Annotated in this window: 22 protein-coding genes and 1 pseudogene; 7 read left to right on the top strand and 16 right to left on the bottom strand. The window is 63.6% G+C overall.

The window, feature by feature from the left end; translation table 11 throughout:
- The first annotated feature begins 85 nt into the window (after window positions 1-85).
- From C0Z18_RS24055 to C0Z18_RS24065, 3 genes are read left to right on the top strand one after another with little or no spacing between them, the layout of a single operon-like run.
- Window positions 86-1,216, top strand: coding sequence for an efflux RND transporter periplasmic adaptor subunit (locus C0Z18_RS24055; protein ID WP_233217459.1), 1,131 nt, complete (start codon window positions 86-88; stop codon window positions 1,214-1,216).
- On the top strand, window positions 1,213-4,410 hold the full coding sequence (locus tag C0Z18_RS24060) for an efflux RND transporter permease subunit (RefSeq protein ID WP_102647957.1): 3,198 nt from the start codon (window positions 1,213-1,215) through the stop codon (window positions 4,408-4,410). Before C0Z18_RS24055 ends, C0Z18_RS24060 begins: the two co-directional genes overlap by 4 nt.
- Window positions 4,411-4,412: 2 nt before the next feature.
- Entirely contained in the window at window positions 4,413-5,870 is a 1,458-nt protein-coding gene (locus C0Z18_RS24065) for an efflux transporter outer membrane subunit (protein WP_102647958.1), read from the top strand.
- A 17-nt stretch (window positions 5,871-5,887) separates the two neighbouring features.
- Here C0Z18_RS24065 and C0Z18_RS24070 read toward each other — a convergent pair whose 3' ends face one another.
- The 4 genes from C0Z18_RS24070 to C0Z18_RS24085 form a co-directional block, all read right to left on the bottom strand.
- Window positions 5,888-6,706 (bottom strand): ABC transporter permease subunit, encoded by an 819-nt coding sequence (locus C0Z18_RS24070; RefSeq protein ID WP_102647993.1) that lies wholly within the window; start codon window positions 6,704-6,706, stop codon window positions 5,888-5,890.
- A complete protein-coding gene (locus C0Z18_RS24075) occupies window positions 6,706-7,635 on the bottom strand; it encodes an ABC transporter permease subunit (RefSeq protein WP_102647959.1) in 930 nt (309 codons plus the stop codon). Before C0Z18_RS24075 ends, C0Z18_RS24070 begins: the two co-directional genes overlap by 1 nt.
- Entirely contained in the window at window positions 7,632-8,795 is a 1,164-nt protein-coding gene (locus C0Z18_RS24080; protein WP_199189531.1) for an ABC transporter ATP-binding protein, read from the bottom strand. The genes C0Z18_RS24075 and C0Z18_RS24080 overlap by 4 nt, the downstream gene beginning before the upstream one ends.
- 93 nt (window positions 8,796-8,888) lie before the next feature.
- On the bottom strand, window positions 8,889-9,986 hold the full coding sequence (locus C0Z18_RS24085; protein ID WP_102647960.1) for a polyamine ABC transporter substrate-binding protein: 1,098 nt from the start codon (window positions 9,984-9,986) through the stop codon (window positions 8,889-8,891).
- A 403-nt stretch (window positions 9,987-10,389) separates the two neighbouring features.
- Here C0Z18_RS24085 and C0Z18_RS24090 point away from each other — a divergent pair, with 403 nt between their 5' ends.
- Window positions 10,390-10,593, top strand: a complete 204-nt coding sequence (locus C0Z18_RS24090; protein ID WP_102647961.1) for a DUF1289 domain-containing protein — start codon at window positions 10,390-10,392, stop codon at window positions 10,591-10,593.
- Window positions 10,594-10,685: 92 nt separating this feature from the next.
- Here C0Z18_RS24090 and C0Z18_RS24095 read toward each other — a convergent pair whose 3' ends face one another.
- The 4 genes from C0Z18_RS24095 to C0Z18_RS24110 form a co-directional block, all read right to left on the bottom strand.
- Complete coding sequence (locus C0Z18_RS24095) at window positions 10,686-11,270, bottom strand: OmpW/AlkL family protein (protein ID WP_408647112.1); 585 nt, start codon at window positions 11,268-11,270, stop codon at window positions 10,686-10,688.
- A gap of 264 nt (window positions 11,271-11,534) precedes the next feature.
- On the bottom strand, window positions 11,535-12,971 hold the full coding sequence (locus C0Z18_RS24100) for an aldehyde dehydrogenase family protein (protein ID WP_102647963.1): 1,437 nt from the start codon (window positions 12,969-12,971) through the stop codon (window positions 11,535-11,537).
- 139 nt (window positions 12,972-13,110) lie between these two features.
- Window positions 13,111-14,703 carry an ABC-F family ATPase gene (locus C0Z18_RS24105; RefSeq protein WP_102647964.1) on the bottom strand — a complete coding sequence of 531 codons (1,593 nt, stop codon included), beginning with the start codon at window positions 14,701-14,703 and terminating at the stop codon, window positions 13,111-13,113.
- Between the two features lie 112 nt (window positions 14,704-14,815).
- Window positions 14,816-17,071 carry an AsmA family protein gene (locus tag C0Z18_RS24110; protein ID WP_102647965.1) on the bottom strand — a complete coding sequence of 752 codons (2,256 nt, stop codon included), beginning with the start codon at window positions 17,069-17,071 and terminating at the stop codon, window positions 14,816-14,818.
- A gap of 159 nt (window positions 17,072-17,230) precedes the next feature.
- Between C0Z18_RS24110 and C0Z18_RS24115 the strand changes: the two genes are divergently transcribed.
- Both C0Z18_RS24115 and C0Z18_RS24120 read left to right on the top strand, forming a co-directional pair.
- Entirely contained in the window at window positions 17,231-17,923 is a 693-nt protein-coding gene (locus tag C0Z18_RS24115; RefSeq protein ID WP_102647966.1) for an ABC transporter ATP-binding protein, read from the top strand.
- Complete coding sequence (locus C0Z18_RS24120) at window positions 17,920-18,729, top strand: ABC transporter permease (RefSeq protein WP_102647967.1); 810 nt, start codon at window positions 17,920-17,922, stop codon at window positions 18,727-18,729. The genes C0Z18_RS24115 and C0Z18_RS24120 overlap by 4 nt, the downstream gene beginning before the upstream one ends.
- 44 nt (window positions 18,730-18,773) lie before the next feature.
- Here the strand turns inward: C0Z18_RS24120 and C0Z18_RS24125 are convergent, their stop codons facing one another.
- Window positions 18,774-19,325, bottom strand: coding sequence for a DUF6013 family protein (locus tag C0Z18_RS24125; protein ID WP_102647968.1), 552 nt, complete (start codon window positions 19,323-19,325; stop codon window positions 18,774-18,776).
- A gap of 304 nt (window positions 19,326-19,629) precedes the next feature.
- On the opposite strand from C0Z18_RS24125, the gene serB reads away from it, so the two are divergent.
- Window positions 19,630-20,469: a phosphoserine phosphatase SerB gene (gene serB / locus C0Z18_RS24130; RefSeq protein WP_102647969.1), complete on the top strand. Its 840-nt coding sequence runs from the start codon at window positions 19,630-19,632 to the stop codon at window positions 20,467-20,469.
- A 70-nt stretch (window positions 20,470-20,539) separates the two neighbouring features.
- Here serB and C0Z18_RS24135 read toward each other — a convergent pair whose 3' ends face one another.
- The 7 genes and pseudogenes from C0Z18_RS24135 to C0Z18_RS24165 form a co-directional block, all read right to left on the bottom strand.
- Window positions 20,540-21,727 (bottom strand): cystathionine beta-lyase, encoded by a 1,188-nt coding sequence (locus C0Z18_RS24135; RefSeq protein WP_102647970.1) that lies wholly within the window; start codon window positions 21,725-21,727, stop codon window positions 20,540-20,542.
- A 2-nt stretch (window positions 21,728-21,729) separates the two neighbouring features.
- Window positions 21,730-22,332, bottom strand: coding sequence for a hypothetical protein (locus tag C0Z18_RS24140; protein ID WP_408647111.1), 603 nt, complete (start codon window positions 22,330-22,332; stop codon window positions 21,730-21,732).
- 176 nt (window positions 22,333-22,508) lie between these two features.
- Window positions 22,509-23,923, bottom strand: a pseudogene (gene rimO, locus C0Z18_RS24145) (30S ribosomal protein S12 methylthiotransferase RimO).
- A 164-nt stretch (window positions 23,924-24,087) separates the two neighbouring features.
- On the bottom strand, window positions 24,088-24,426 hold the full coding sequence (locus tag C0Z18_RS24150) for a type II toxin-antitoxin system PemK/MazF family toxin (protein WP_102647995.1): 339 nt from the start codon (window positions 24,424-24,426) through the stop codon (window positions 24,088-24,090).
- Between the two features lie 21 nt (window positions 24,427-24,447).
- Window positions 24,448-24,840, bottom strand: coding sequence for an AbrB/MazE/SpoVT family DNA-binding domain-containing protein (locus C0Z18_RS24155; protein ID WP_233217458.1), 393 nt, complete (start codon window positions 24,838-24,840; stop codon window positions 24,448-24,450).
- 415 nt (window positions 24,841-25,255) lie between these two features.
- Window positions 25,256-25,825, bottom strand: a complete 570-nt coding sequence (gene phaR, locus C0Z18_RS24160) for a polyhydroxyalkanoate synthesis repressor PhaR (protein ID WP_102647972.1) — start codon at window positions 25,823-25,825, stop codon at window positions 25,256-25,258.
- A gap of 148 nt (window positions 25,826-25,973) precedes the next feature.
- Window positions 25,974-26,714 (bottom strand): 3-ketoacyl-ACP reductase, encoded by a 741-nt coding sequence (locus C0Z18_RS24165; RefSeq protein ID WP_102647973.1) that lies wholly within the window; start codon window positions 26,712-26,714, stop codon window positions 25,974-25,976.
- Window positions 26,715-26,792: the final 78 nt, after the last annotated feature.

Raw genomic sequence — 26,792 nt, forward strand, 5'->3', positions numbered from 1 at the left:
GGTTCGCACATCTCTTTTGCGTGGGGTCATCGTGATTCGTCCCGGACTAGATGCGCCGAGTCAGGCGCGCTTGCAGGTCAACAGCATCCAGTTACTCGCGTCGCGCGCGGCTTGGCGGCGATACGCTCTGGCGGCGGCCGTATGCGGGGCGCTCGCGCTCGCCGGTTGCCACCAGCGCGCCCCCGTCGCGACGGCGCCCCGCCCCGTGGTCGCCGTGGCCGTCCACCCCGACGGCATCCCGCCTAACGAAAGCTTGCCGGGCGATATCGAAGCGCGCTACAACACGCCGCTCTCGTTTCGCGTAGGCGGCAAGATCGTCGAGCGCAACGTCCGGCTCGGGGATACGGTCAAGAAGGGGCAAGTCCTCGCTCGGCTCGATCCGGCCGATTTGCAAAAGAATCTGGCCAACGCGCAGGCACAGCTCGACAGCACGCAACACCGCCTTGTCTACGCGAAACAGCAGCTCGATCGCGATACCGCGCAGGCGCACGAAAAACTGATCGCGCCCGCCCAGCTCGAGCAGACGCAGGACGCGTATGCTTCGGCCGCCGCCCAACGCGACGCCGCGCAGGCGCAACTCGCGCTCGCGCGCAATCAACTCGACTACGCCGAACTCGTCGCGGATCACGCGGGGGTCATCACAGCCGAGCAAGCCGATACAGGACAGAACGTCGCGGCCGGGCAAGCCGTCTATGCGCTGGCGTGGTCGGGCGAGGTCGACGTCGTGTGCGACGCGCCCGAAAGCGCGCTGAACTCGCTGAGCACCGGCGCCACGGCCCAAGTGACACTACCGGCCTTACCGGGCAAGGCGTTCACGGCGCACGTGCGCGAAATCGCACCCGCGGCCGATCCGCAAAGCCGCACTTACCGCGTGAAACTGACGCTCGCCGCCCCCGACGCCCAGGTGCGCCTCGGCATGACCGCGCAAATCGATTTTGCCGCCACCCGGGCGCAGACGGGCCCGCACCCGTTCACACTGCCCGTGACCTCGCTCTTCCATAGCGGCGGCACGCCGGCGGTGTGGGTCGTGCACGCGGGCACGGACACGCTAGAGTTGCGGCGCGTGACGGTCGGACGCTACGACGAACGCACGTTTTCCGTGACGCAAGGCCTGCAAGACGGCGATCGCGTGCTCTACCAAGGCGTTCGCACCGTGAGCGCAGGCGAGCACGTCCGCGTGGTTCCCCCGCTGCATCCGGAGGACTTCGCATCATGAGCGGCACCGATCGCCGCGAGCCGGCCGCATCACCCGAATCGCCCGAAGCGCACCACTCCGCTGCCGCGCCCGCCCCGGACAACGCCCACGAGGAGGGTCGCTTCAATCTCTCCGCTTGGGCGCTGCGCCACCAGGCGCTCGTCGTGTTCCTGATCGCGCTCGCGACGCTGGCCGGCATCCTCGCCTATACGCGCCTCGCCCAGTCGGAAGATCCCCCGTTCACGTTCCGGGTCATGGTGATCCGAACGCTGTGGCCCGGCGCGAGCGCGCGCCAAGTCCAGGAGCAAGTGACCGACCGCATCGAGCGCAAGCTGCAAGAAACGCCCTACATCGATTTCCAGCGCAGCTACTCGCGCCCCGGCGAATCGATGATCTTCTTTACGATGAAGGATTCGGCGCCGGTCAAAGACGTGCCGCAAACCTGGTATCAAGTCCGCAAGAAGGTCGGCGACATCGCGGCGACGCTGCCGCCCGGCACCGTCGGCCCGTTCTTCAACGACGAATTCGGCGACGTCTACACCAACGTTTATACGCTCGAGGGCGACGGGTTCTCTCCCGCCCAACTGCACGACTACGCCGACGAGTTGCGCACGGTCTTGCTGCGCGTCCCCGGCGTCGCGAAGGTCGACTATTTCGGCGATCCCGACCAGCACGTCTTCGTCGAGATCACGAACGCCCAGCTCACGCGTCTGAACATCTCGCCGCAGCAATTGGCGCAAGCGATCGCCTCGCAAAACGCCGTCGCCTCCACCGGCACCGTCACGACCGCCGACGATCGCGTGTTCGTCCGCCCGAGCGGGCAGTTCGACGATATGCGCGCGCTGGCCGATACGCTGATTCCCGTCGGGCATCGCAGCGTGCGGCTTGGCGACATCGCGACGATCAAACGCGGCTATGACGACCCGCGCGTCACCGAAATGCGCAACCGCGGCCACGCCGTGCTCGGCATCGGCGTGACGATGCAGCCGGGCGGCGACGTGATTCGCCTCGGCAAGGCACTCGACGCCACCGCCGTCCAATTGCGCGCGCATTTGCCCGCCGGGCTCACGCTCGAACAAGTGTCGAGCATGCCGCTCGCCGTCTCGCATTCGGTCGACGATTTTCTCGAAGCGGTCGGCGAAGCGGTGGCGATCGTGCTGGTCGTGAGCCTCGTTTCCCTCGGGTTGCGCACCGGGATGGTCGTCGTGATCTCCATCCCGATCGTGCTCGCGGTGACCGCGCTCGTGATGTACTTGTTCGACATCGGCTTGCACAAGGTGTCGTTGGGGACGCTCGTGCTTGCGTTGGGGCTGCTCGTCGACGATGCGATCATCGCCGTCGAAATGATGGCCGTGAAGCTCGAACAGGGGTGGAAGCGCACGCGCGCCGCCGCCTTCGCCTATACGAGCACGGCATTCCCGATGCTGACCGGCACGCTCGTCACCGTCTCCGGCTTCCTGCCCATCGCGCTGGCCAAATCCAGCACGGGCGAGTACACGCGCTCGATCTTCGAAGTGTCGGCCATCGCGCTGATCGCCTCGTGGTTCGCGGCGGTGGTCCTGATTCCGCTGCTCGGCTACCACCTGCTGCCCGAACGCAAGCGCCAGCAGCACGAGGCGCACGACTACGAGCACGATATCTACGACACGCGCTTCTATCACCGGCTGGCCGGTTGGATCAGCTGGTGCGTCGAACGCCGGTTCATCGTTCTCGGCATCACGGCGGCGCTGTTCGTCGCCGCGCTCGCCGCTTTCTCGCTGGTACCGCAACAATTCTTCCCGAGCTCCGACCGGCCCGAATTACTCATCGATTTGCGCTTGCCCGAAGGCGCCTCGTTCGAGGCGACACTCAAGCAAGCCAAGCGGCTCGAACAGACGCTCGACGGCCGGCCCGAGATCGACCATTTCGTCGATTACGTCGGCACGGGCGCTCCGCGCTTTTATCTGCCGCTCGATCAGCAATTGCAGCAACCGAACTTCGCGCAGTTCGTCGTCACGGCTAAATCGGTCGAAGCGCGCGACAAGCTGGCCCAATGGCTCGACACCCGCTTGGAAAACGACTTCTCCGCCGTTCGTACGCGCCTGTCGCGTTTGGAAAACGGTCCGCCGGTGGGCTATCCCGTGCAGTTCCGCGTGAGCGGCGACGATATCGGCACCGTGCGCACGATCTCGGAGAAGGTCGCGGCGACGATACGTGCCGATGGGCGCACGCGCGGCGTTCAGTTCGATTGGGACGAGCCCGCCGAACGCTCCATGACGTTCGAGGTCGATCAGAACAGGGCGCGCCAGCTCGGCGTCAGCTCGGAAGACGTCTCGAACTTCCTCGCGATGACGCTCTCGGGTTATACCGTGACGCAGTATCGCGAACGCGACAAGCTCATCAGCGTCGATCTGCGCGCACCCAAGCGAGAGCGGGTCGACCCGGCGCGCTTACTGGGTTTGGCGATGCCCACGCCGAACGGTCCCGTGCCGCTCGGCTCGCTCGGGCATATGCGCAACACGCTCGAGTACGGCGTGATTTGGGAACGCGATCGTCAGCCGACGATCACCGTGCAAGCCGACGTACGCGGCGACGCGCAAGGCATCGACGTGACCCACGATCTCGACCGCGCGCTCGCGCCAGTGCGGGCCGCGCTGCCGCTCGGGTATCGCATCGAGGTGGGCGGCTCGGTCGAGGAAAGCGCGAAGGGGCAATCGTCGATCAACGCGCAGATGCCGCTCATGGCGATCGCCGTGCTTACGTTGCTGATGATTCAGTTGCAAAGCTTCGCGCGCGTCCTGATGGTCGTGCTGACCGCGCCGCTCGGGCTGATCGGCGTCGTCGCGACGCTGCTCTTGTTCGGCAAACCGTTCGGCTTTGTCGCCATGCTCGGGGTGATCGCGATGTTCGGCATCATCATGCGCAACTCGGTCATCCTCGTCGATCAGATCGAGCAGGACATCGCGGCGGGTCATCGAAGATGCGATGCCATCGTCGGTGCAACCGTACGCCGCTTCCGGCCGATTACCCTCACGGCCGCGGCCGCCGTGCTTGCGTTGATTCCGCTGCTGCGTTCGAACTTTTTCGGGCCGATGGCCACCGCGCTGATGGGCGGCATCACGAGCGCCACGATCCTCACGCTCTTTTACTTACCCGCGCTTTACGCCATGTCGTTTAGGGTGCGGCTCGACGAACGCGATCCGCCGCCGGCCGCCACCGCGCATACGGGGAATTAATCATGAATGTCTCGCGTATCGCACATGAACGCCGCGCGCTCGTGCTGTCGCTTGCAGCGGCTTGGAGCTTAGCCGCTTGCTCGCTCGGGCCGAGCGGCAAGCCGCCGGGCCTGCCCTCGCCGGCTCACTACGGGCAAACAGCCCTGCCGGAACGAACCGACGCGGCGGGCGGCGTTGCCCAGCAGTTCGATGTCGGCGCGCAGCCGGTGCCGAACTGGTGGCAGCTATATCGCTCGACGCAACTCGACGCGCTTGTCGAGGAAGGCTTGAAGAACAGTCCGACGCTCGCGGCCACCGAGAAGAATCTCGCCGGCGCTCGCGAGCAATTGCGCGCGCAGATCGGCTCCTCGTTGCTGCCCACCATCGATGCGCAAGGACAGGCCACGCGCAACCGCGCACTCGGCATTCCAAACGCGGGCCCGCAGACGGTGCTGTACAACGTCTTCGTCGGGCAACTCGAGGCACACTACACATTCGATCTGTTCGGCGCGGTTCGCTATGCGAACGCGGCGCTCAACGCACGCGTCGATGTCCAAGCGTTCGAACTCGACGCCGCGCGGCGAACCTTGGCCGCCAATATCGTCACGACGGCGATCAACGCGGCCGCCTTGGGCGATGAGGTGGACGCTACCGAGCGGCTCCTCGTGTTGGCGCGGCAAACGGCGCAAGAAGATGCGCGCCGTTATGCGCTCGGCGCGGTGCCGCATGCCCAGGCCCTTGCTTCACAGCAAAGCGCGTCGGACCTCGAAGCGAGCTTGGCGCCGCTCGTCCAGCAGCGGCAAGCGGCCCGCCATGCCTTGGCCGTGCTGATCGGCCGCACGCCCGATGCCGTTCCCGACATTCCGGCGCTCTCGAGCCTTACGCTGCCCGAGCACGTGCCGGTTGTCGTTCCGTCGTCGCTGCTGCATACGCGTCCGGACATCGCCGCGTCGGAAGCAGCGCTTAAGGCAGCGGCTGCCGACGTCGGAGTGGCGACGGCGCAGTTGTTCCCGAGTGTGTCGCTGACGGCGTCGATGGGACAAGCGGGGTTCAGTTGGCCCACCGCGCTATCGGGAGCGGGCGCGATATGGAGCATCGGCGGTTCGCTGACGCAGCCGCTCTTTCACGGCGGTGCCTTGCTCGCGCAGCGGCGGGCGGCGATCGATTTCTACGAAGCGGCGGCCGATCAATATAAAGCCGCGGTGCTCACGGCGTTCCAAAACGTGGCCGATACGCTCGCCGCGCTCGAATACGACGCCACAGCGGCGCGCGCGAGCGATACGTCCGCCTCATCGGCTCGAGAGGCCTTCGACGAAACGGCTGCGCGCGGCAAGCTCGGTGCGATACCGGATTCCGCCGTCCGCGGCAGCGAGCAGCAGTATTGGAATGCTCGACTGGGCGCCATTCGCGCGTCGGGACGGCGGTTGGGCGACACCGCGCTGCTGTTCCAGGCGATGGGCACGCCGCAGACGAGGCAATAACCGGCCGCCCGGGGCGCTTACGCGGCCCCGGCGAGCCTGCGCTTCTCGGCGCGCAGCATGAAGAAGTTGATGCCGATGACGCCGACGGTCACCACGCCGATGAACAGCGTCGCGAGCGCGTTCATCTCCGGATTCAACCCAAGTCGCACACGCGAGAACACGACGAGCGGCAGCGTCGTCGAGCCAGGACCGGACAAGAACGCCGACAGCACGAGATCGTCGATCGACAGCGTGAACGACAGCAGCCAACCGGCCATCAAGGCCTGCGAAATCAACGGCAAGGTAATCGCGAAGAAGACCTTGAACGGCGTCGCGCCGAGATCGAGAGCGGCCTCCTCCAACGACGGATTGAGCTCTCGCACACGCGATTGCACGATGATCGCGACATACGACATGCACAGCATGACGTGCCCGATCCAGATCGTCGCGAACCCGCGCCGCTCGGGCCAACCGATCCACTTGCCCATTTCGATGAACAGCAGCAGCAGCGAAATGCCCTGAATGACCTCAGGGATCACGAGCGGCGCGTTGATCATCCCGCTAAAGAGCGTAAAGCCGCGAAAGCGCCCCATCCTCGCGAGGACGAAGCCCGCCCACGTGCCGATGAATACCGACGCGAATGCCGTCAGCAACGCGATGCGCAACGAGAGCCAGAACGCCGTGATGAGTTCGTCGTCTTGCGCGAGCGCGGCGTACCAGCGCGTGGAAAAGTGCGTCCAGACGGTCACGAGCTGCGACTCGTTGAACGAGTAGACGACGAGGCTCAGGATCGGAATATAGAGAAACGCGAAACCGACGCCGAGCGCCGTCACTTGCAATGTACGGTTCGGTTTGATCATCGCCGCGTTTCCAGTTGTTTAGCCTGAAAATGCTGGAACATCGCCATCGGCACGAGCAGCAGCAAGACCATCGCGCAAGTGACCGCGGATGCCATCGGCCAGTCCGCGTTGTTGAAGAACTCGTTCCACATGACGCGCCCGATCATGAGCGTGTCCGCACCGCCGAGCAGTTCCGGGATCACGTACTCGCCCACCGCGGGGATGAACACGAGCAGGCAACCGGCGATGATGCCGTTTTTCGACAGCGGCAACGTGATCTGCACGAATGCCTTCCACGGTTTCGCGCCGAGGTCGTAGGCCGCCTCGAGCAACGTCAAATCCATCTTCACGAGGTGCGCGTAAAGCGGCATGACGAGAAACGGCAGATACGAGTAGACCATCCCGATGTAGACCGCCGTATTGGTGCGATACAGCTCGATCGGCGCGTGGATGAGCCCGATCGTCATCAAGAAGTTGTTGAGCAGCCCGTTGTTTTTCAGGATGCCGATCCATGCGTAGACGCGAATGAGGAACGACGTCCAAAACGGCAGCATCACGGCCATCATCAAGATGTTGCGCGAATTGGGATTCGAGCGCGCGATGTAGTAAGCCATCGGATAACCGAGCAGCAAACACAGCAGCGTCGTGACGCCCGCGACGAGCACCGAGTTGACGTAGGTGGCGAAGTACAGGCTATCGGTGAACAGGAACGCGTAATGCGCGACGTTCAACGAAATTTGGACCACGCCATCCTTGATGGCGACGAGTTCCGTGTACGGCGGGATGCCGAGCTGCAACTCCGCGAAGCTGATCTTCACGACCAGCAGGAACGGCACGAAGAAGAACATCAGCAACCAGATGAACGGCCCCGCGACGACGGCGGTGCCGCCCGTCAGCCTCATGCGCCGGGCCGGCCAGGTTGCGAGCGAGAGCAGATGCGCTTTCATGCCGTCAGCACCACGCCTGCCGACGCGCTCCAGCGCACATAGATCTCGTCGCCCCACGTGGGCGATTCGATTTCCGACAATGCCAAGCTGGAGACGTTGGCCACCACCGTCTTACCGGAATCGAGCTGCACGTGATAGAGCGAGTAGCCGCCCATGTAGGCGATGTTCGCCACCGTGCCGTGCCCCCAGTTGTAAGCGCCTTCGGGCGGCTTGCGCGTGAGCGCGATGCGCTCGGGACGCACGGAGATCGTGACGGGCATGCCGAGCGGCCCCGTAATGCCGTGATTGACGTAAAGGCGGCAAGGCAGCTCGGTCGTTTCGACGAACACGTGATCCGGCTCGTCTTCCACTACGTGACCATCGAATAGATTCGTCGAACCGATGAACTCGGCCGAGAAGCGCGAATTCGGATACTCGTAGACCTCGTGCGGCGTGCCTAGCTGCACGATCTGGCCTTCGCTCATGACGGCGAGCCGGCCGGCCATCGTCATCGCTTCTTCTTGATCGTGGGTGACCATGATGCACGTGACGCCGACCGAATCGAGGATGTTTACGAGCTCGATCTGCGTGCGCTGCCGGATCTGCTTGTCGAGGGCGGACATCGGCTCGTCGAGCAGCAGCAGCTTGGGCCGTTTCACGAGCGAGCGGGCAAGCGCGACGCGTTGTTGCTGCCCGCCCGATAGCTGATGCGGCTTGCGCTTGGCGAAGCGCGCCATCTGCACGAGTTCGAGCGCCGCGTGCACGCGGTCCTTGAGCTCGGCCTTTTGCACGCCTTCTTGTTTGAGCCCGAACGCGACGTTCGATTCGACCGTCATGTGCGGAAAGAGCGCATACGACTGGAACATCATGTTCACGGGACGGCGATACGGCGGCATCTGCGCGAGGTCTTCGCCGTCGATGAGGATCTTGCCCGAGGAGACCGACTCCAGCCCGGCCAGCATCCGCAGCAGCGTGGACTTGCCGCAGCCGGAACTACCGAGCAATGCGAACAGCTCTCCTTTCGCCACCGACAGGCTGACGTTCTTGACCGCGACCGTTTCACCGAACTTCTTGACGACGTCGACGATCTGCACAAAGTTGTCGGCCGATACGTTGCCGGCCGAAGTTGAACCTGCGGGGCGCGCGCCGGCGGGCGGCTGCGAGCTCGACTGATCGCTCATGATTTGCTGCTTGACTCCACTCGTTGGACGTACAAAGCCCCCGGCGTTAGGCTCCGGGGGCTTCGTGACTGCGTGCCGCGCGCGGCGACGAAATTATCGGCCCGTCTTGAATTCGGTCCACAGACGCGTCTGCAGACGTTGGATTTCAGGCGGCAGCGGCTTCAGCAGGAACAGCGTCTTGACGATATCGGCCGGCGGATAGACGGCCGGGTCGTTGGCGATACTGGGATTGACGTACTTCTTCGCTTCGGCGTTGGCCGTCGGGTAGTAGACCGCGTCGGTGATCGCGGCGTTGACTTGCGGCGTCTCGATATAGTTGATCCACTGCTGCGCCGCATCCTTGTGCGAAGCGTCCTTCGGTATCGCCATCACGTCGAACCAGACCGGTGCGCCGCCCTTCGGGATGTAGTACTCGACCTTGTACGGCTTCTTGGCTTCGAGCGTGCGATGCTTGGCGATCACGACGTCGCCCGACCAGCCGTAGGCGAAGCAGATATCGCCGCCGACCATATCGTTGATGTAGCCCGACGAATTGAACTGCGTGATGTACGGACGGATCTTTTTCATCATCGCGAGCGCGGCCTGGTAATCGGCCGGGTTCGTGCTCATCGGATCTTTGCCGATATAGTGCAGCGCCGCCGCGAAGAACTGATCCGGTGCATCGAGCACCGACACGCCGCAGGCCTTCAGCTTGGAGATGTTTTCGGGCTTGAACAGGATGTCCCAGTTATCGAGCGGGACGTTCTTGCCGAGGATCTGCTGGGCCTTGGTCACGTTGTAGCCGAGGCCCGTCGTGCCCCATGCCCAGGGCACCACGTATTTGTTGCCCGGGTCCGCGCCGGCCACGAGGGCCATCAATTGCGGATCGAGGTACTTCAGATTGGGGATCTTCGATTTGTCGAGCGGCGAGAAAATGCCGGCTGCGATTTGCTTGCCCGCGTAATTGCTCGTCGGCACGACGATGTCGTAGCCGGAATTGCCCGTCAAGAGCTTCGCTTGCAGCGTGTCGTCGCTATCGTAGTTGTCGTAGCGAACGTGAACGCCCGACTGCTTTTCGAAGTTCGGAATGGTGTCTTTGGCGATGTAATCCGACCAGTTATAGACATTCAGCTGCGTATCCTTGGCCGACGCCGCCCACGGCGCCGCGCACAAGACCAGTGCGACAAGCCCGCCCATCACCTGTTTTTTCATCCCGTTCTCCGATGCGGACCGGTTCGCCCGGCCTCAACCCCGCCCATGCCGCGACGAAACGCCCGCGGCTCCTGTGAAAAACCCGAAAGCTACCATCAATCATTGGCGCGCGGCACAAAAATGCGAGCCGCTCGGACTAGCTGTCGCGCAAACGGCACAAACGCCCGCCGTCGTCCGTGTGGACCCCACGACTGCGCGCGGTACCCAATGTCGAATCGGGCGCAATTTTATCGGGTTATAGGCCCTTGTCCACTTGAAAAAAACCTCGGTTAGCCTTTCGGATAGCCTGCAGCCGGCGGCAAGCACGCCGGGCCGCGCCGCCCCGTTGGCGGTATGGAGTTTCGCAGCGCACGCGCGGGCTCGGCTACCATACGGTTCGCACCCGCAATCGAGAAATGGTTTCATGGCATCCAACCTCCACGCGCTTCCCGACAGCCCCTGCATCGGCGTCTGCTCGACGCTTTTCGACGAAGTCTGCAAAGGCTGCGGCCGCACGGCGTCGGAAGTCTCGAATTGGGTCTTCATGAGCGACACCGAAAAGCGTGCCGTCTGGGTGCGCATCGAGCGCGAAGGCAAGGCGATGCGTTTCCGGGACGACAAGCTCTGAATCGGCATCGCCGCCGCAAACGAAAAACGCCGGGGTGAGCCGGCGTTCGAATGCGCTAGTGAGGCGGGATAGCGGCGCGTGCCGCGTCTCGGTCAGAACTTCATGCCCACACCGAGGCCCACGACGAGCGGGTCGATATGCAGCGTCCCGAGCGACTGGCCGTTCAGCGATGCGCCGGTCTTCATCCAAATCTTCTTGATGTCCGCGTTCAGGTACAGGCGCTTCGTGATCTGCACGTCGACGCCCGCTTGCACGGCCGGGCCGAAGCTGTGGTTGTCGATCGAGATCGACTGCCCGCCCGCGTTCAGACCGTTGTTGTAAAACAGCGTGTAGTTAAAGCCCGCACCGACGTAGGGCCTGATACGCCCTTGGTGATTGAAGTGGTACTGCAGCAAGATCGTGGGCGGCAGCACACCGACTCCGCCCAAGTTACCGAGGCTGGACGTCACCTGGTGCCGCGACGTCGCAAGAATCAACTCCACGCCCAGGTAATCGCGAATCATGTACGTGAAGTCGAGTTCCGGCACGATCGCATTGTTCACGCCCACGTTGAGCGCCGAAAGCGTTTCTGTCGTGCGGGCGGCCGGCTCGATGCTGATCGCCCGTAACCGCACCAGCCAATCGCCGGCATGTAGCGCGCCGTTGCCGGCATAACCCGGCGTGGCGGTGGCTGCCATGACGGGCGGGGCCGTGGACGCTGCGTCGTCGGCTGCGAACGCGGAAGGTGCGGCCAGCGAAGCGCTGATAAGCGATGCCGCGATAGTGAATTGCTTGATTGTGGTGCAGCGGTTGGCTTGCATGTCGATTCCCTCTCGTCGAAACCCCTACATTCTTTGTGGGTTTCGGCCGAGAGGGGTTGACCCCAATCAAGTCAGGGTCAAGGCATGCCGCGGTGCGACAGCCGGTCGCGCCTCAGGCCGCGCGGTGGCCCTTGCAATGCGTCATGCCGGCTTCGGCACCTTCAGTTGCATCGACTTGTACTCGAGATACTCCTCCAAGCCGTAGACGCCGTTTTCGCGGCCATAGCCCGATTGCTTGAAGCCGCCGAACGGGGCTTGCATGTTCCAGGCACCGCCGTTGATGTCGACTTGCCCAGTCCGGATGCGCCGGGCCACGGCGATCGCGCGCTCGTCGCTGCCGGCCCACACCGCGCCGCCTAAGCCGTAGATCGAATCGTTGGCGATCCGCACGGCTTCCTCCTCGTCTTCATAGGTCAAGATCGACAGAACCGGGCCAAAGATCTCTTCCTGGGCGATCGTCGCTTTCGGGTGCACGCGGCCGAAGACCGTCGGTCGCACGAAATACCCTTTGGTCAAACCATCCGGCATATGCGCGCCGCCCGTGACGAGTTCGGCGCCTTCGGCGATGCCGCGCTCGATGTACTCGCGCACACGCGACAGTTGCGCGGCGGACGCAAGCGGCCCGAGGCGCGTGGCTTCGTCGCGGGGATCGCCCACGACGAATGCCTCGGCGGCGGCCTTCGCCAGTTCCCGCACTTCTTGATAGCGTGCTGCGGGCACGATGAGACGCGTGTGCGCCGAGCACGTTTGGCCGGAGTTCAAGTAACACGCCGCGACCGTACTTTTCACGGCGGTCGCGAGATCGGCGTCGTCCAGCACGACGGAGGCGGACTTACCGCCTAATTCCAGCGCGACGCGCTTGACGGTCGCGGCGGCCAATTCGGCCACGCGCTTGCCCGCGCGCGTCGAACCGGTGAACGAAACCATATCGACGAACGGATGGCTGGCGATGACCTCGCCCACGACGGGGCCGTAGCCGCTGACGAGATTGAATACGCCGGCGGGCAGCCCCGCTTCGTCGATCGCCTCGGCCAGCATGAACGCGTTGAGCGGCGCGACCTCGGACGGTTTGAGCACGACGGTGCAGCCTGCGGCGAGCGCGGCGGCCACTTTGAGCGTGATTTGGTTGAGGGGGTAGTTCCAAGGCGTGATTGCCGCCACGACGCCTACCGGCTCGCGCACCACGACGGAATTGCCGACGTGCGCTTCGAACTCGAATTCGCGCGCGAGTTTGGCATAGAGATTCCAGTTATAGACAGGGCTGCCGACTTGGATCGCGCGCGAGAGTTTGAGGGGCATCCCCACTTCGCCGCAAATGGACGCGGCTAATGCGTCGGTCCGTGCCTTCAGGTTGGCGGCGATCTTCTCGAGATAGCCGGCGCGAGTAGCGGCGGGGGTGGCCGCCCAACTGTCGAAGGCAAGCTTCGCCGCTTCGACCGCTGCCTCGGCGTCGGCGACCGCACCTTCGGGAATACGGCCCATCACCGCTTCGGTGCCCGAATCGATGACGTCGATGGTGCCCGTGCCCGAGGGGGTGAGCCATTGGCCGCCGATGTAAAGCCGATCGTAGATTTTCATGCGAGTGTTCACCTTGTGGGTTTCGACTCGCCCATTTTACTCAGTGCGGCGTTTGCATCGATCGGCCGGCACGATTCACTCGTCCCGGCGCGGGTTTGCTCAAAGCGATCATGCGGCGCCTTGGGACGCCGTGGGACCGTTACTGCAGGCCTTGGCTCGTGAGGAATTCCTCGTAATTGCCGCCGAAGTCGTACAGCTTGCCGTCCGTGCGCACTTCGATGATGCGATTGGCCAAGCCGCTGACGAACTCGCGGTCGTGCGAGACGAAGATCAGCGTGCCTTCGTACTTATCGAGCGCGATCTGCAGCGACTCGATCGACTCCATGTCCATGTGGTTCGTCGGTTCGTCCATCAGCAGCACGTTGTGGCGGCCCAGCATCAGCTTGCCCCAGATCATGCGTCCCTTCTCGCCACCCGAGAGGACCTTGACGGACTTCTTGATGTCGTCGGCATTGAACAGCAAACGACCCAGCGTGCCGCGCACCATTTGATCGTCGTCGCCCTCCTTGCGGTAGGCGTCGATCCAATCGGTCAACGTGACGTCGTCCGGGAATTCCTCGTACGTGTCCTGCGGCATATAGCCGACGTTCGCGTTCTCGGCCCACTTGATCGAGCCGCCGTCGAGCGTCAGATTGCCATACAGCGCGCGCAGCAACGTCGTCTTGCCCGCACCGTTCTCGCCGATGATCGCGATCCGCTCGCCCGGCTGCACGCTCAAATCGAAGTTTTCGAAGATCGTGCGCTCGTAACGCTTCGTGATGTGCTCGGCCACCACCGCGATGTTGTGCAACTTCTTTTCGTACTCGAAACGAATGAACGGGTTTTGGCGCGAGGACGGCTTGAATTCCTCGATCTTGATCTTGTCGATCTGCTTGAGGCGGCTCGTCGCCTGACGGGCCTTCGATTTGTTCGCCGAGAAGCGGCGCACGAAGTCCTGCAAGTCGGAGATACGCTCCTTCGCCTTCGCGTTGGCCGCGGCCTGCCGCTCGCGGGCTTGCGTCGATGCGAGCATGTAGTCGTCGTAGTTGCCCGGATAGATCTTCAGCGTGCCGTAATCCATGTCCGCCATGTGCGTGCAGACCTGGTTCAAGAAGTGACGATCGTGGGAGATGATGATCATCGTCGAGTTGTACTCGTTGAGGATATTCTCCAGCCAGCGAATCGAGTTGATGTCGAGGTTGTTCGTCGGCTCGTCGAGGAGCAGCACGTCGGGATTCGAGAACAGCGCCTGCGCGAGCAGCACGCGCAGCTTCCAGCCCGGCGCAACGTTGCTCATCGGACCGTTGTGATCCTCGATGGCGATGCCGATACCGAGCAGCAGCTCGCCCGCGCGGGCCTCGGCCGTATAGCCGCCGTACTCGGCGAACTTGGCCTCGAGCTCGGCCGCGTGCATGTAGTCGTCGTCGGTCGCCTCGGGGTTCGCATAGATCGCGTCGCGCTCGGTCATCGCGGCCCACATCTCCGTGTGGCCCATCATGACGACGTCGAGCACGCGCATGTCCTCGTAAGCGAATTGGTCCTGGCGCAATTTGCCCAGACGCACGTTCGGCTCCAGCATGACGGTGCCCGAGCTTTGCTCGAGGTCGCCGCCGAGGATCTTCATGAACGTCGACTTGCCGCAGCCGTTGGCGCCGATGAGACCGTAGCGGTTGCCCTCGCCGAACTTGACCGAGATATTCTCGAACAAGGGCTTCGGCCCGAATTGCATGGTGATATTGGCGGTAGACAGCACGGCGCGTCCCTTCGAATGGTAATCGGCGAAAAACTCGACATTTTACCAAGCTTTCGCCCACCCCACCCGCTTGCCGCCGCCGGCTGCTCCGGCCCCGTGCGTCCGCACGCCCTTAGTGTGCCGGATGCGCCCCGGGCGGGGGCGCCTTCGGCGCTTTGGTCATCTGTGCCAAAAGCGCGTCGCAAGGCGTCGACTTCGTATGGCTCGGAGCAATCAACGGAATCAAGGCCGCGAACGGATTGATCAATCCAAGTCCCACCGCCGCGCCCGCCCGCAGCGCGAGCGATGTCTTGTCCACGCCCACGTCGGGCTTTTTGAACGTCCCCTTCACGTACAGCGGAGAGCGTAGCGTAAAGATCCGGAAGCCCTTCGTGTGCGGATGGATGGTCAAGTCCATCGTCTCGTCTTTCAAGTCGATCTTGCCGGCCATGCCGACGACGGCGTCCGACGTATCGAGCGCGAACGTGCGCGTGTCCAGCACGCCGTTCGTCGCGTTGAAATCGGCGGCCATGCAATTGATTTCCACATCGTGCGTGCCGAAGAGCTTTTCGTAGACGACGTTCGCCACGTTCAGGCCCGCCGCCTCCAGGATCAATCGGCTCAGCTTGCCCTGCGTGACCAACGCCTTGACCTCGCCGTCGAGCGTACCGGCCAACGCAGCCGGCGAATTGCCCGTCGCCGACAAGCTCGCGTCTCCATTGATCTCGCCCATCGCCGATTGCATCGTCTTTTGCGTCGGGAACAGTTGTTTGAGCTTCAGATGCCGCGCCGATAGCTTCATGCGCGCCTGCAGCGGTTCTTTCGAGCCGTCGAGGTGAAAATCGGAAGACAAGGTCCCGCCCGCGACGCCGAAATTCAACGGCTCGAACGTCAACACGCCGTCTTTCAAGATGACGTGCGCATCGAGATCCGTGATCGGCAGCGCCGGATCTTTGATGATCCGCCGGCCCTTGAAGGTCACGTTCGCATCGATCGCCTTCCAGCGGTCGGTGTGAAACGGTTCCACCGGGAGCGCCCGCGTGCTCGGTTGCTTGACGCTCTCCCCGCGCCGTGCCTTGCTCGCGTTCGAATCGGCCCCGATGATGGGCGCGAGATCGGAGAACTGCAATAGATTGGAGGTGACATGCCCGGTCAGAGACGGCCGCGGTTTGCGCTGCGCATACGTGAGCGTGCCCGCCAAGTCGCTGCCGCCGACGCGCCCCGTGAAATCGCTGTACGTAAATTCGCTCGCACCCGTTTGGAAGTGCCCGACCAAGTGGCCATCGGTCGCGTAAGGCGGCGTTTGGGGCAACGTTACGCCGAGGATAGAGTACAGATGAGCGAGATCTTGACCCTGCAGCCACACGCGCAAATCGAGCGCGGACAAATGGACCGGGTCGGTCAGCGTGCCGACGAGCGCAAGACGCGTATCGCCGATCTTGATGTCCGCCTGCATCGGGAAAGGACGCGTGGGGTCGCGTAAGGCAAGCACGCCGCCGAGCTTGCCGGTGCCCGAGATGTCGGCCTTGCGGTAAGTTCCGTTCGCTTGCCAAGCGAGTGCGTAGACGAGCGACGAGCGCGAGCGTGTCTGCGCATCCGACGCCTGCGGTGCCGACGAGGCGGAAGCAGGCACAGTCGACGACGGCTGCGGACTCGATGCCGCAATCTCGGCCGACGCTTGCTGCGGGCCCGACGCGCCCTGCTCCTGCGCCGCGAGCTTGCGCGCGCCGCGCTCGCCGATGACGTTGGCGGCCGTGCCTCTCGAGGCCTTTTCCTGCTCCTTCATAACCTCGCCGATCGGCAACGGCTTACCGAGCGTGTCGACGTTCACGTGAAACGACACTTGCTTCATCGCATCGGACAGCGCGATGTGGGCCTTGGCGACCGTCAGATCGGCCAGGCGCAGCGTCCAGTTCGAGGGGGTGCTCGACTTCGGCAGTGTGAACGTCCAATTCTCTCGCCCGTCCTTGAGCCGCTCGAGGTCGACGGACGGGTTGACGAGATCGATCGACGGAATCGAAATGACGTGCGCCAGCAGCGGCAGCACCTTCACGTCGAAGCTGATCGAATCGAGTCGGGCGAACGTCATCGAGGACGCCCATGGCGGGTTGCCGATCGTGACGTCATAGGCGGTGAACCGCGGCCAGGGCACCCATGCGCGCCAACCATGTTCGTTCGTGGGATGTTGCCAACCCACCCTTAAGTCGCCGTTGATCGCGAACGGCCGCCCGATCGCTTGGGTGACCTTATCGTCGACCCACGGCCGAGCCCGGTTCCAATCGAAAGTGACGACGAAAATTGCCAGCGCGGCGCACAGCACGAGCACGACGACGACGATCCAGGCGAGAATTTTGCCGGCGATGCGACCGGCGGTGGCGGGATGCGGCATGCACAGGGTCTCGATGGTTCATTGGGCGGCGCGACGCGACGCCATTGCGGCGCGCACCGCTTTCCTGGTCGATTTCGCAGCAATCGACGTGCCGCGCGACCCGAGCCATGGTCTATCATGCCCGTTCGCGAACCGCGCACATTCGCTCGAATCCATCAGATGACAGTCTCCCCCCTCATCGAAGCGCGCGCCGTTCTCCGGCGGGCCGCCCGCACGGCGGCGACGTTGCTTGGTCCGCTCGACTTCTCGCTGGGCGCGGGCGAGCGCGTTGCCGTCATCGGACGGTCGGGTTCGGGTAAGAGCGTCTTCATGCGCGTGCTTGCCATGCTCGATCCGAGCGACGGCGGCGAGTTGCTGTGGCATGGCCGGCGCGTCGAACGTCATGCGATTACACGGTACCGGCGCAGCGTCGCCTACGTGCAGCAGCGGCCCGCGCTCATCGACGGGACGGTCGAAGACAATCTGCGCTATCCGTACTCGCTGCGCGCCTACCGCGATGCGCGGTTCGACCGCGAGCACGCTGCGCGGCTCGTCGCTGCCGCCGGCAAAGACGCGGACTTTTTGTCCAAACGCGCGAGCGATCTTTCAGGCGGCGAAGGACAGGTTGCCGCGCTGATCCGTGTGCTGCAGCTCGCACCTGAAGTTTTGCTGCTAGACGAGCCCACCGCCTCGCTCGACCCGCAGTCGGCACGCGCCATCGAGTCGCTCGTGCAAGCGTGGTTCGACGCCGACCGCGCGGCGCGGGCATCGATTTGGGTGTCACACGATCCGGCGCAGGCCGAGCGGGTCGGCGAACGACGGCTGACGATGCACGCCGGCACCCTCACCGATCATCGGGAGACCCGCACGTGAACCCCGTCTTGCATGAATTGAGTTTGGTCGACGTCGCGATCGCCGCGCTGCTCATCGTCGTCAACGGCGCGATCTCGATTGCCCTCTCGTTGGGGCTCGGACGCCAGCTTGCGTTGGCCGCCGTGCGCACCGTCGTCCAATTGCTGCTCGTCGGCTATGTCTTGGGCTGGGTGTTTTCCGTCGATCGCTGGTACGTCGTGCTGGCGCTGATGGCTTTGATGACGATCATCGCCGGTTTCGCCGGCGCGGCGCGCGGCGCGCACACTTATGCGGGCCAGCACCTCGACAGCCTCGTCTCGATCTGGCTGAGCGCTTGGCTCATCGCGGCCGTGGGTCTGTTCGCGGTCATGCGCATCCATCCCTGGTACGAGCCGCAGTACGCGATCCCCATCCTCGGCATGATTCTCGGGAACACGCTAACGGGCGTTTCGCTCGCGATCGAACGCATGACCGAGGAGTTGACCGCGCGGCGCGACCGCGTGGAAATGGCGCTCGCACTCGGCGCCACGCGCTGGGAAGCCGCGCGCGGCCCGGCGCGCGGGGCCGTGCGCGCGGGGATGATCCCGACACTCAATCAAATGGCGGTGGTCGGCGTGGTCAGCTTGCCGGGAATGATGACGGGCCAAGTGCTCGCGGGCCAATCGCCGCTGCAAGCAGTGCGCTACCAGATCGTCATCATGTTTTTGATCGCCGCGGCATCGGCGCTGGGCACCGTCGGCGCGGTCTTGCTCACGTATCGGCGCTTGTTCAGCGCCGACCATGTATTCCTTGCGGCAAGGCTGACGGAACGAAGCGCCCGGCGTTGATCGAGCAAACGCCGGCGGCTAGAAGGCGCTATCGGGCTATCGGACTAACGCTGCGCGGAAACGGTTACTTGCGTGCCGTCGCTGAGGCTGACCGTCTTCGCGCTGCCGTTCGTCGGCATCGTAAAGCGCACCACTTGGCTAAGCGTCGCGACGCTCGGGCATTGGAGCACCTTGCCGTGCACCTTGACGGACGACTTGCCGCGCGGGGTGCTAGCCTGCACGCTCATCTGAACCGTCGCGGTACCGTCGGCGGCAACCGTCGGCGCGAGCCGGATTCGCATCTGCCGCTGCACCGTGCCGTTCGCATCGAGCGACATCGATCCGTAGTTCGGGCATTGTTCCAATGCGGTCACCGCACTACCGGACGGCGTGTTCTTCCACGTGTAGTCGTCGGTCTGCCCCGAACGAATCGTCCGCGTGTCCTGCACGTCGCCGTACGTTTTCGATGCGACCTTGACCGTGTACTTGATCGGCCCGTCAGCCGGTGTCTTCGACGTGATCGTAATGGGCGGTGCCGCCTGCGCCAGTCCGGCGAGCGCGGCTGCGAACGTGGCGACGGAAAGCCAAACGGCTACAGGTTTCAGACGACCCCTCATGTGCACCTCCTGGCTAGCCGCGCCAGGCGGCGCGGTCGATGTCGATGACGCGCTCCCAGTCTAATCCCAACTCGAGCGAAAGACTGCCTCGGCCAGTGGGGGGTTGCCCCGCTTGCGCCCGGCATCGTTATCGGGTTGGATCGGCGCGCTCCGCGCCAAGCCAGCACGCGCATCGGCTTCGGCTACGAGTGCGGCAAGCTTCATGCCGCGACCGTTGCGACGATCGGGCGCAGCGGATCGAACCGGCTACAATAGCCGCATTTGTCGCCCGCCGGCTCCGGCGGCACTCCTTGGCGCATCGTTCATGAATCTCGTCGTACAAAGCCCCGAGCCGTTAGCGGCCGCCCACGTCAAGCCGCTCGTCGCGCTCGCGCGCGGTGGGCAAGCGCATTCGATCGACCTTTGCGCGCTTCGTATCGCCGAAGCCGATCCGGCTCAGCGCCCGGACATCGAGTCGTATTGCGCGACTCACGCGCTCGATTACGCGTACGTGCCGTCCGGCCGCGCCCTGCGCGACTTCGGGCTCGTTGCCATGGATATGGACTCGACGCTGATCACGATCGAATGCATCGATGAAATCGCCGATTTTTGCGGGCTCAAAGCCGAAGTCTCGGCGATCACCGAAGCGTCGATGCGCGGCGAGATCAAAGACTTCAACGAAAGCCTGACAGCGCGCGTCGCGCTGCTCAAAGGGCTCGACGCGCAAGCGCTCGAACAGGTCTTTGCCGAACGTCTAAGGCTTTCGCCCGGCGCCGAAACGATGCTCGCTGCCGCCAAGGCCGCCGGCCTTCGCACATTGCTCGTATCGGGCGGCTTCACGTTCTTCACCGAGCGGCTGAAAGCGCAACTCGGGCTCGATTTCGCGCATGCGAACACGCTCGAGATCGTCGACGGGAAATTGACAGGCAAGGTTGTGGGAGAAATCGTGAACGCGAGCGTGAAAGCGCGGACCGTGCGGGAAACCTGCGCCAAGCTGGGTATCACCACATCGCAAGCCATTGTGATGGGCGATGGTTCGAACGATCTGGAAATGATGGCCGAAGCCGGTTTGTCGGTCGCGTTTCGCGCTAAGCCGGTCGTTCGCGCGGCGGCCAGCGTCGCGTTCAATCACGTAGGCCTCGACGGTTTGCTGCGTCTGTTCTGAGATTCGCGGGCACGCGATGTCGAAGTGAGCGCGCAGGCCCGCGCTCACTCTTGCTGCTACCTCCGGTTGCTTAGCGCAACGCAAGCCCCATGGCGCGCTCGATATCGTCGCGCAGGTCGGTTTCTTCTTCGAGCCCCACGTAAAAGCGCACCAATATGCCCCGGTGCGGCCAGCGCGACGCGGAGCGCATCGACGCGATGTCGTACGGCATCGCCAAGCTATGCGCGCCGCCCCAACTCCAGCCGATGGCGAAGAGTTCGAGCGCCTCGACGAACGCATCGACTTGCGATGCACTGTAACGCTCGTCGAATATCACCGAGAACAGCCCCCCTGCCCCGGAAAAGTCGCGCATGAACTCGGCATGTCCCGGACAATCGGGTAACGCCGGATGCAAGACGGCCGAGATCTCCGGACGCGCCTTCAGCCAATGCGCCAGCGCCAGCGCACTGCGGTCGTGTGCCTCGAACCGTGCCTTCACACTCGGCAAACTGCGCAGCACGAGCGAGCAATCGTCGACGGAGACGCCGATCCCCATGCGCATACGCGCAAGCTTGAGCGCGTGATGCAGCTCGTCGCTCGCCGTGATCGTCGCGCCCATGAGCACATCGCTGCCGCCCGACTGATACTTCGTCAGCGCTTGCACCGAAATGTCTACTCCATGTTCGAGCGGACGAAACGCGAGTCCGGCCGAATACGTGTTGTCGATTGCGGTGACGACCTTGCGCGCGCGCGCCGCGGCGGCGATCGCGGGCACATCGGGTACTTCCATCGTCACCGAGCCCGGCGCCTCGATCCAGATCAGACGCGTGTTCGGCTGGATCAGATCCGCGATCCCCGCTCCGACCATCGGATCGTAGTAGCGCACCGACAGACCGAAATCATGCGCGAGCCAATTGCCGAGCTCGCGATTGGGCGAATAGACGTTATCGGGGATCAACACGTCGTCGCCTGCTTTGACGAGGCCGAAGTACACATTCGAAATCGCCGACAAGCCCGACGGCTGCAGCAGCGCATGCTTGCCGCCTTCGATTTGAGCGAGCCGCTGCATGAGCGCGGCCGAGGTCGGGGTAGCGTGCAGCCCATAACGCCATTGCGCGTCGTTGCGCCAATCGGCGCCACGTACGGCGGCCAAGTCGGGAAAGACGACGGTGGACGCGCGCATCACGGGTGTCGCGAACGACTCGAAACCAGGAGCGAGCTCGAGATCGGGATGGACGATGCGGGTCTGGCGTGCGCGGGACGATGCGGAATCGGTCATGGTCAATGCGTCGATAAAGGGCTTGGGAGCGGATGGAGGACGAACGGCAGCGGGTTGGAATCGTCCGCGTTCATGCGGTCTCCGGCAAGCGAGCCGTCGCTCGTGAAGCGACCGACCCAATTGCCCGCGATAGCGCTACCGTCGGCGGAATCTTCAATCTCTAGGACGTCGCCTTCGCGATCGCCCGCCACGAGCACCACCTGGCCCGTGTCGGCGAATTGGTATTCGCCGTGGACGCCCGTCGGATCGTCGGTTTTCTTGCCGAGACGCAATACGATACGCCGCGCGCCGAGCATGCCGGCGTAGGACGGGAAATGGGCGTACTCGGGATTGGGCACGAGAGGCCGCGGCACACGCGGCACCGCGAAAGCGGCGGCATCGGCGGATTGCTGCGCGATCGCGCCGGCGGCGTCCGAAGCTTGAATGGCGATCGATGCGGCGGCATCGGACCGGCCTTGGGAGACCGCGGCTGCCGCATCCGAACGCTGCTGCGCCACCCAGCCGGCCGCGTCGTCGGCTTCGTCGGCAATCGCAGCCGCCGGCAGCGTTGCCTGCTGGGCCCATGCGCAATTGAGCGATGCGCCGGCGATCAACAGCGCCGACAACGATCGCGCCAGCACGATCCTACAGAGGGCATGAAGACCTCCATGCCGGACTAGGTGACCGCGGCTCAACATTGGATCCCTCCCGCTCTCGAGCACATCGTGCTCCGGGGCGCACAGCACCATCGCTCGCATACCGCGCAGCGCAACGGGCGCGCGCGGTCGCACGCTCGGTGCGCTCAGACCTCGCCCCATAGGTCGTGGCCGTCCGCGCCCGTGATCCTGACCGACACGAAATCGCCGGCCTTGTAGCGCTTGGACGCCTTCGACGCCGGCGCCACATAGACGACGCCGTCGATTTCCGGCGCATCTGCCGCCGTGCGGCCAATGCCGCCGTCGGCGTTCACTTCGTCGATGAGGACTTTGAGCGTTTTACCGACCTTGCGCTTCAACCGGCGCGAGGACACTTCCTCCGCGACTCCCATGAAGCGAGCGCGGCGCTCTTCGCGCACTTCGTCGGGCAACGCACCGTCGAGCTCATTGGCGCTCGCGCCTTCGACCGGCGAGTATGCGAAGCAACCGACGCGATCGAGTTCCGCCGCACGAATGAACTCGAGCAGCGTTTCGAACTGGGCTTCCGTCTCGCCCGGGAAACCGGCGATGAACGTGCTGCGGATCGTCAGTTCGGGGCAGACCCGGCGCCACGCCGCCACGCCGCCACGCGCTCGAGCGTGCGCTCCGCATTGGCCGGACGCTTCATGCGCTTGAGCACCTCGGGATCGGCATGCTGGAAAGGAATGTCCAGATACGGCAGCACGTGGCCCTTGAGCGGGCCCTCGGCCATCATCGGGATGATTTCGTCGACGTGCGGATACGGATAGACATAGTGCAGCCGCACCCACGCGCCGTATTGCGCCGCGAGCTCGCCGAGCGCGCCGACGAGTTCCGTCATCCGCGTTTTGAGCGGCTTTCCGTTCCAGAATCCGGTTCTAAATTTGACGTCCACACCGTAAGCGCTGGTGTCCTGCGAGATGACGAGCAGTTCCTTGACGCCGGATTTGAAGAGGTTTTCGGCCTCGAGCATAACTTCGGCGACCGGCCGCGAGACGAGATCGCCGCGCATCGACGGGATGATGCAAAACGCGCAACGATGGTTGCAGCCCTCGGAAATCTTCAGATAGGCGTAGTGACGCGGCGTGAGTTTGATGCCCGCGGCCGGCACGAGATCGACGAAGGGATCGTGCGGCTTGGGCAGATGACTGTGCACGGCCTGCATCACTTCACCCACGGCGTGGGGCCCCGTGACCGCGAGCACCTTCGGGTGCACTTCTTCGATGAGCCCGGAGCCGCTCGCGCTTTTCTTCGCGCCGAGGCACCCCGTGACGATCACCTTTCCGTTTTCGGTCAATGCTTCGCCGATCGCGTCGAGGCTTTCCTGCACGGCTTCGTCGATGAAGCCGCACGTGTTGACGACGACCAGATCGGCGCCGTCGTACGTCCCCGATATCTCGTAGCCCTCGGCGCGCAATTGGGTGATGATCTGCTCGGAATCGACGAGCGCCTTGGGGCAGCCCAGCGAGACAAAACCGACCTTGGGCGCGACCGGCGTGGAAGTAGCCTGGGCGGGTACGGCGGAAGAGGGAGTGTGCGGCATGAAGTGATCCAGCGAATGGCAATGACTCCGGGCGACCTGATCGTGCGCAAGGGTCATCGCGCCGCCTCCCGGACTAACCGTGTATTGTACCGCGATGCGGCGCGCGTCTGCAGTGGCGGGCCGCATGACGCGCCGACAGTGCCAAGATGCCCATCCGGCGCCTTCTACAGATCGAGAAACGCGCGCACCGCGTAGCGGATCGCTTCCATTTCTTCTTCGGACGCGCGCTCGCCGTTGTGACGAACGTCACGCGCTTTGAAGGACAGATTGACGATTTGATCGACGAGTGCCACGCCCGGGCGCTCCAGGCTCGCGATGGCGATCTCCGTTTCCCAGCCTCGAATCGTGGACGTAATCGGCAATCCCACCACTCGGCCCGTCAGCGCGTTGATCTCACTGTCCGTCAGGACCACCACGGCGCGATAGCCGTCTTGTTCGTTCCCTTTGCTAGGACCGACATAGAGCCGAATAATGTCGCCGGCCTCCGGGACGTCGTTGTGCATACGTACGCTCTCGGTTGCCAATCAACGCGGCTCTTCCGGCCCGCCGAATTCGGAGCCATAGGCACCGCCAAAATCGATGTCGGCATGCTGCTCGAGCTTACCGTCCCGCAATTGCTGCAGGTATCGCTCGCGGGAAAAGCGCTTGATCGCCCTGCACGCGGAAATCTGAACCTTACCGTCGACCACGACGACGTCGATCGCCTGCCCCTCCGCCAACCGGGCTTCCAGGGCAACGCTCGCCGGGATGCGCACAGCGAGGCTGTTGCCCCACCGCTTCAACATTTGAACCGCCATCGTGAGACCCCATGAATGGACCGTGGGGAAGAACGGCTCGACCAGCGATGCGCCGCATCGGGAAGGCCCGTCTCGCCTCGGATCGAAATGAATGTATCTACGCGTTGATACGGCATTCATGGTAAGCACCTCTCTTCAATGTGTCAACGATGTTGATACATCACTTCGACCGCCGAACTCGACGGGCTCAGCGAATGGCTCGGCACGAACCGTGTGTTCGCGCCTCGATGTAATTGGCATGAGGGGACGATCATCAGCGCATATTCAAACGTTCAAGCGAGTTCCGCCGAAAATCCGACGGTTTCACCCCCTGCCACCGGGCCACCGGGCCACCGACGAGCAAGAGGGAACGGGATGGGGGCGTGCAACCGGCACGTCGCCCAAAACGAGAGAGGGAATGGCCGCGCGAATAAAGGCGGCATTTCGAATGAAGCGGCGAGCCGATCTCGGCGACGCCGTAAGAGGAGCGAGCAAGCCAGCCGCGGATACCCGCGGCACCCAGCTACCTAAGAGCAAGCGACGCTTGCGACAGGACCTACTTCTTTTCCGGTTCCGGGCCGGTACCTGGCTTATTGAACGTAAACGAGCTGAACATCGATTTGGCCTGGTTCTGCATCTGCTCTTGCATCTGCACGAACATGTTCTTCGACTGCTCGATGTAGCTCGTCATCATCCCTTGCATCATCGGCGCCTGCATGTTCATGAACTGTGACCAGACCTCGGGATTGAGCGCGTTGCCTTCATAGAGGTTCTTCGATTGCTCGGCGAGCTTGTTTTGGATATCGATGAACGCCTGGATGTTCTTTTCCAGGTACGTGCCCATCATCCCTTGCATCGCATGACCGTAGAACCGGATGATCTGCGAGAGCATCGACGAAGAAAACATCGGCACGCCACCGCTCTCCTCTTCGAGGATGATCTGCAGCAAGATGCTGCGCGTCAGATCTTCATTGGTCTTCGCATCGATGACCTTGAAGTCCTCCTGATCGAGCACGAGCTGTTTCACGTCGCTGAGCGTGATGTACGTGCTCGTTTCCGTGTCGTAGAGCCGACGGTTCGGGTACTTTTTAATGAATCGTTCGGCTGTTTTCTTTGTAGTCGACATGTAATGCCTTTTATGAACGCAACACAGCGCAATAACGGCGCCCTCGTAGTTCGCCGCGTCTCCCGCAGCGAACCGGACCCCCGAAACCCATACACTTTAACGCGTTTTACGCCAGCCGCAATATGAGCCGCGGCCGGCGCAAAACGCATCAGCCCATGTGCAAGCCGCCGTTCAGCGAAAAATCGGCGCCGGTCGAGAAACCCGACTCATCGGAGGCGAGCCAAGCGACGATCGAGGCGATTTCCTCCGGCGTGCCCAACCGGCGGACCGGAATGGTCGCAATGATCTTTTCGAGCACGTCCGAGCGGATCGATTTCACCATATCCGTACCGATATAGCCCGGCGATACCGTGTTGACCGTCACGCCCTTGGTCGCCACTTCCTGCGCAAGCGCCATCGTGAAGCCGTGAATGCCGGCCTTGGCCGTCGAATAGTTCGTCTGCCCGAACTGGCCCTTCTGTCCGTTCACCGACGAAATGTTGATGACGCGCCCGAAGCCGCGCTCCACCATGCCGTCGATCACTTGCTTCGTGACGTTGAACAGGCTCGTCAAGTTCGTGTCGATGACGGCCGTCCAATCCTCGTGCGTCATCTTGCGGAACACGACGTCGCGCGTGATACCGGCGTTGTTCACGAGCACGTCGACCTCGCCCACTTCGGACTTCACCTTGTCGAATGCGTTCTTGGTGGATTCCCAATCGCCGACGTTACCTTCCGAGGCGACGAAATCGTAGCCGAGCGCCTTCTGCTGCTCGAGCCAAGTGACACGCCGCGGCGAGTTCGGCCCGCAGCCGGCCACCACCCTGAAGCCTTGCCGATGCAGGCGCTGGCAGATACCAGTGCCGATGCCGCCCATCCCGCCCGTTACGTAAGCAATACGCTGAGTCATGAGTCACGCTCCATTCCTGTTTTTCTTGCGAGCGCCTCGCGGCGCCCCTCGTCTGTACCGCCGCGCACTGCCCAGGGC

The sequence above is a fragment of the Trinickia dabaoshanensis genome (assembly GCF_002879885.1).
Taxonomy (GTDB): domain Bacteria; phylum Pseudomonadota; class Gammaproteobacteria; order Burkholderiales; family Burkholderiaceae; genus Trinickia; species Trinickia dabaoshanensis.

Bases quoted from the DNA above. Each gene is read 5' to 3' on its own strand.
- C0Z18_RS24060 (WP_102647957.1), top strand. From the start codon at position 1,213: ATGAGCGGCACCGATCGCCGCGAGCCGGCCGCATCACCCGAATCGCCC.
- C0Z18_RS24065 (WP_102647958.1), top strand. From the start codon at position 4,413: ATGAATGTCTCGCGTATCGCACATGAACGCCGCGCGCTCGTGCTGTCG.
- C0Z18_RS24075 (WP_102647959.1), bottom strand. From the start codon at position 7,635: ATGAAAGCGCATCTGCTCTCGCTCGCAACCTGGCCGGCCCGGCGCATG.
- C0Z18_RS24080 (WP_199189531.1), bottom strand. From the start codon at position 8,795: ATGAGCGATCAGTCGAGCTCGCAGCCGCCCGCCGGCGCGCGCCCCGCA.
- C0Z18_RS24085 (WP_102647960.1), bottom strand. From the start codon at position 9,986: ATGAAAAAACAGGTGATGGGCGGGCTTGTCGCACTGGTCTTGTGCGCG.
- C0Z18_RS24090 (WP_102647961.1), top strand. From the start codon at position 10,390: ATGGCATCCAACCTCCACGCGCTTCCCGACAGCCCCTGCATCGGCGTC.
- C0Z18_RS24095 (WP_408647112.1), bottom strand. From the start codon at position 11,270: ATGGCAGCCACCGCCACGCCGGGTTATGCCGGCAACGGCGCGCTACAT.
- C0Z18_RS24100 (WP_102647963.1), bottom strand. From the start codon at position 12,971: ATGAAAATCTACGATCGGCTTTACATCGGCGGCCAATGGCTCACCCCC.
- C0Z18_RS24110 (WP_102647965.1), bottom strand. From the start codon at position 17,071: ATGCCGCATCCCGCCACCGCCGGTCGCATCGCCGGCAAAATTCTCGCC.
- C0Z18_RS24115 (WP_102647966.1), top strand. From the start codon at position 17,231: ATGACAGTCTCCCCCCTCATCGAAGCGCGCGCCGTTCTCCGGCGGGCC.
- C0Z18_RS24125 (WP_102647968.1), bottom strand. From the start codon at position 19,325: ATGAGGGGTCGTCTGAAACCTGTAGCCGTTTGGCTTTCCGTCGCCACG.
- serB (WP_102647969.1), top strand. From the start codon at position 19,630: ATGAATCTCGTCGTACAAAGCCCCGAGCCGTTAGCGGCCGCCCACGTC.
- C0Z18_RS24135 (WP_102647970.1), bottom strand. From the start codon at position 21,727: ATGACCGATTCCGCATCGTCCCGCGCACGCCAGACCCGCATCGTCCAT.
- C0Z18_RS24150 (WP_102647995.1), bottom strand. From the start codon at position 24,426: ATGCACAACGACGTCCCGGAGGCCGGCGACATTATTCGGCTCTATGTC.
- C0Z18_RS24155 (WP_233217458.1), bottom strand. From the start codon at position 24,840: ATGAATGCCGTATCAACGCGTAGATACATTCATTTCGATCCGAGGCGA.
- phaR (WP_102647972.1), bottom strand. From the start codon at position 25,825: ATGTCGACTACAAAGAAAACAGCCGAACGATTCATTAAAAAGTACCCG.
- C0Z18_RS24165 (WP_102647973.1), bottom strand. From the start codon at position 26,714: ATGACTCAGCGTATTGCTTACGTAACGGGCGGGATGGGCGGCATCGGC.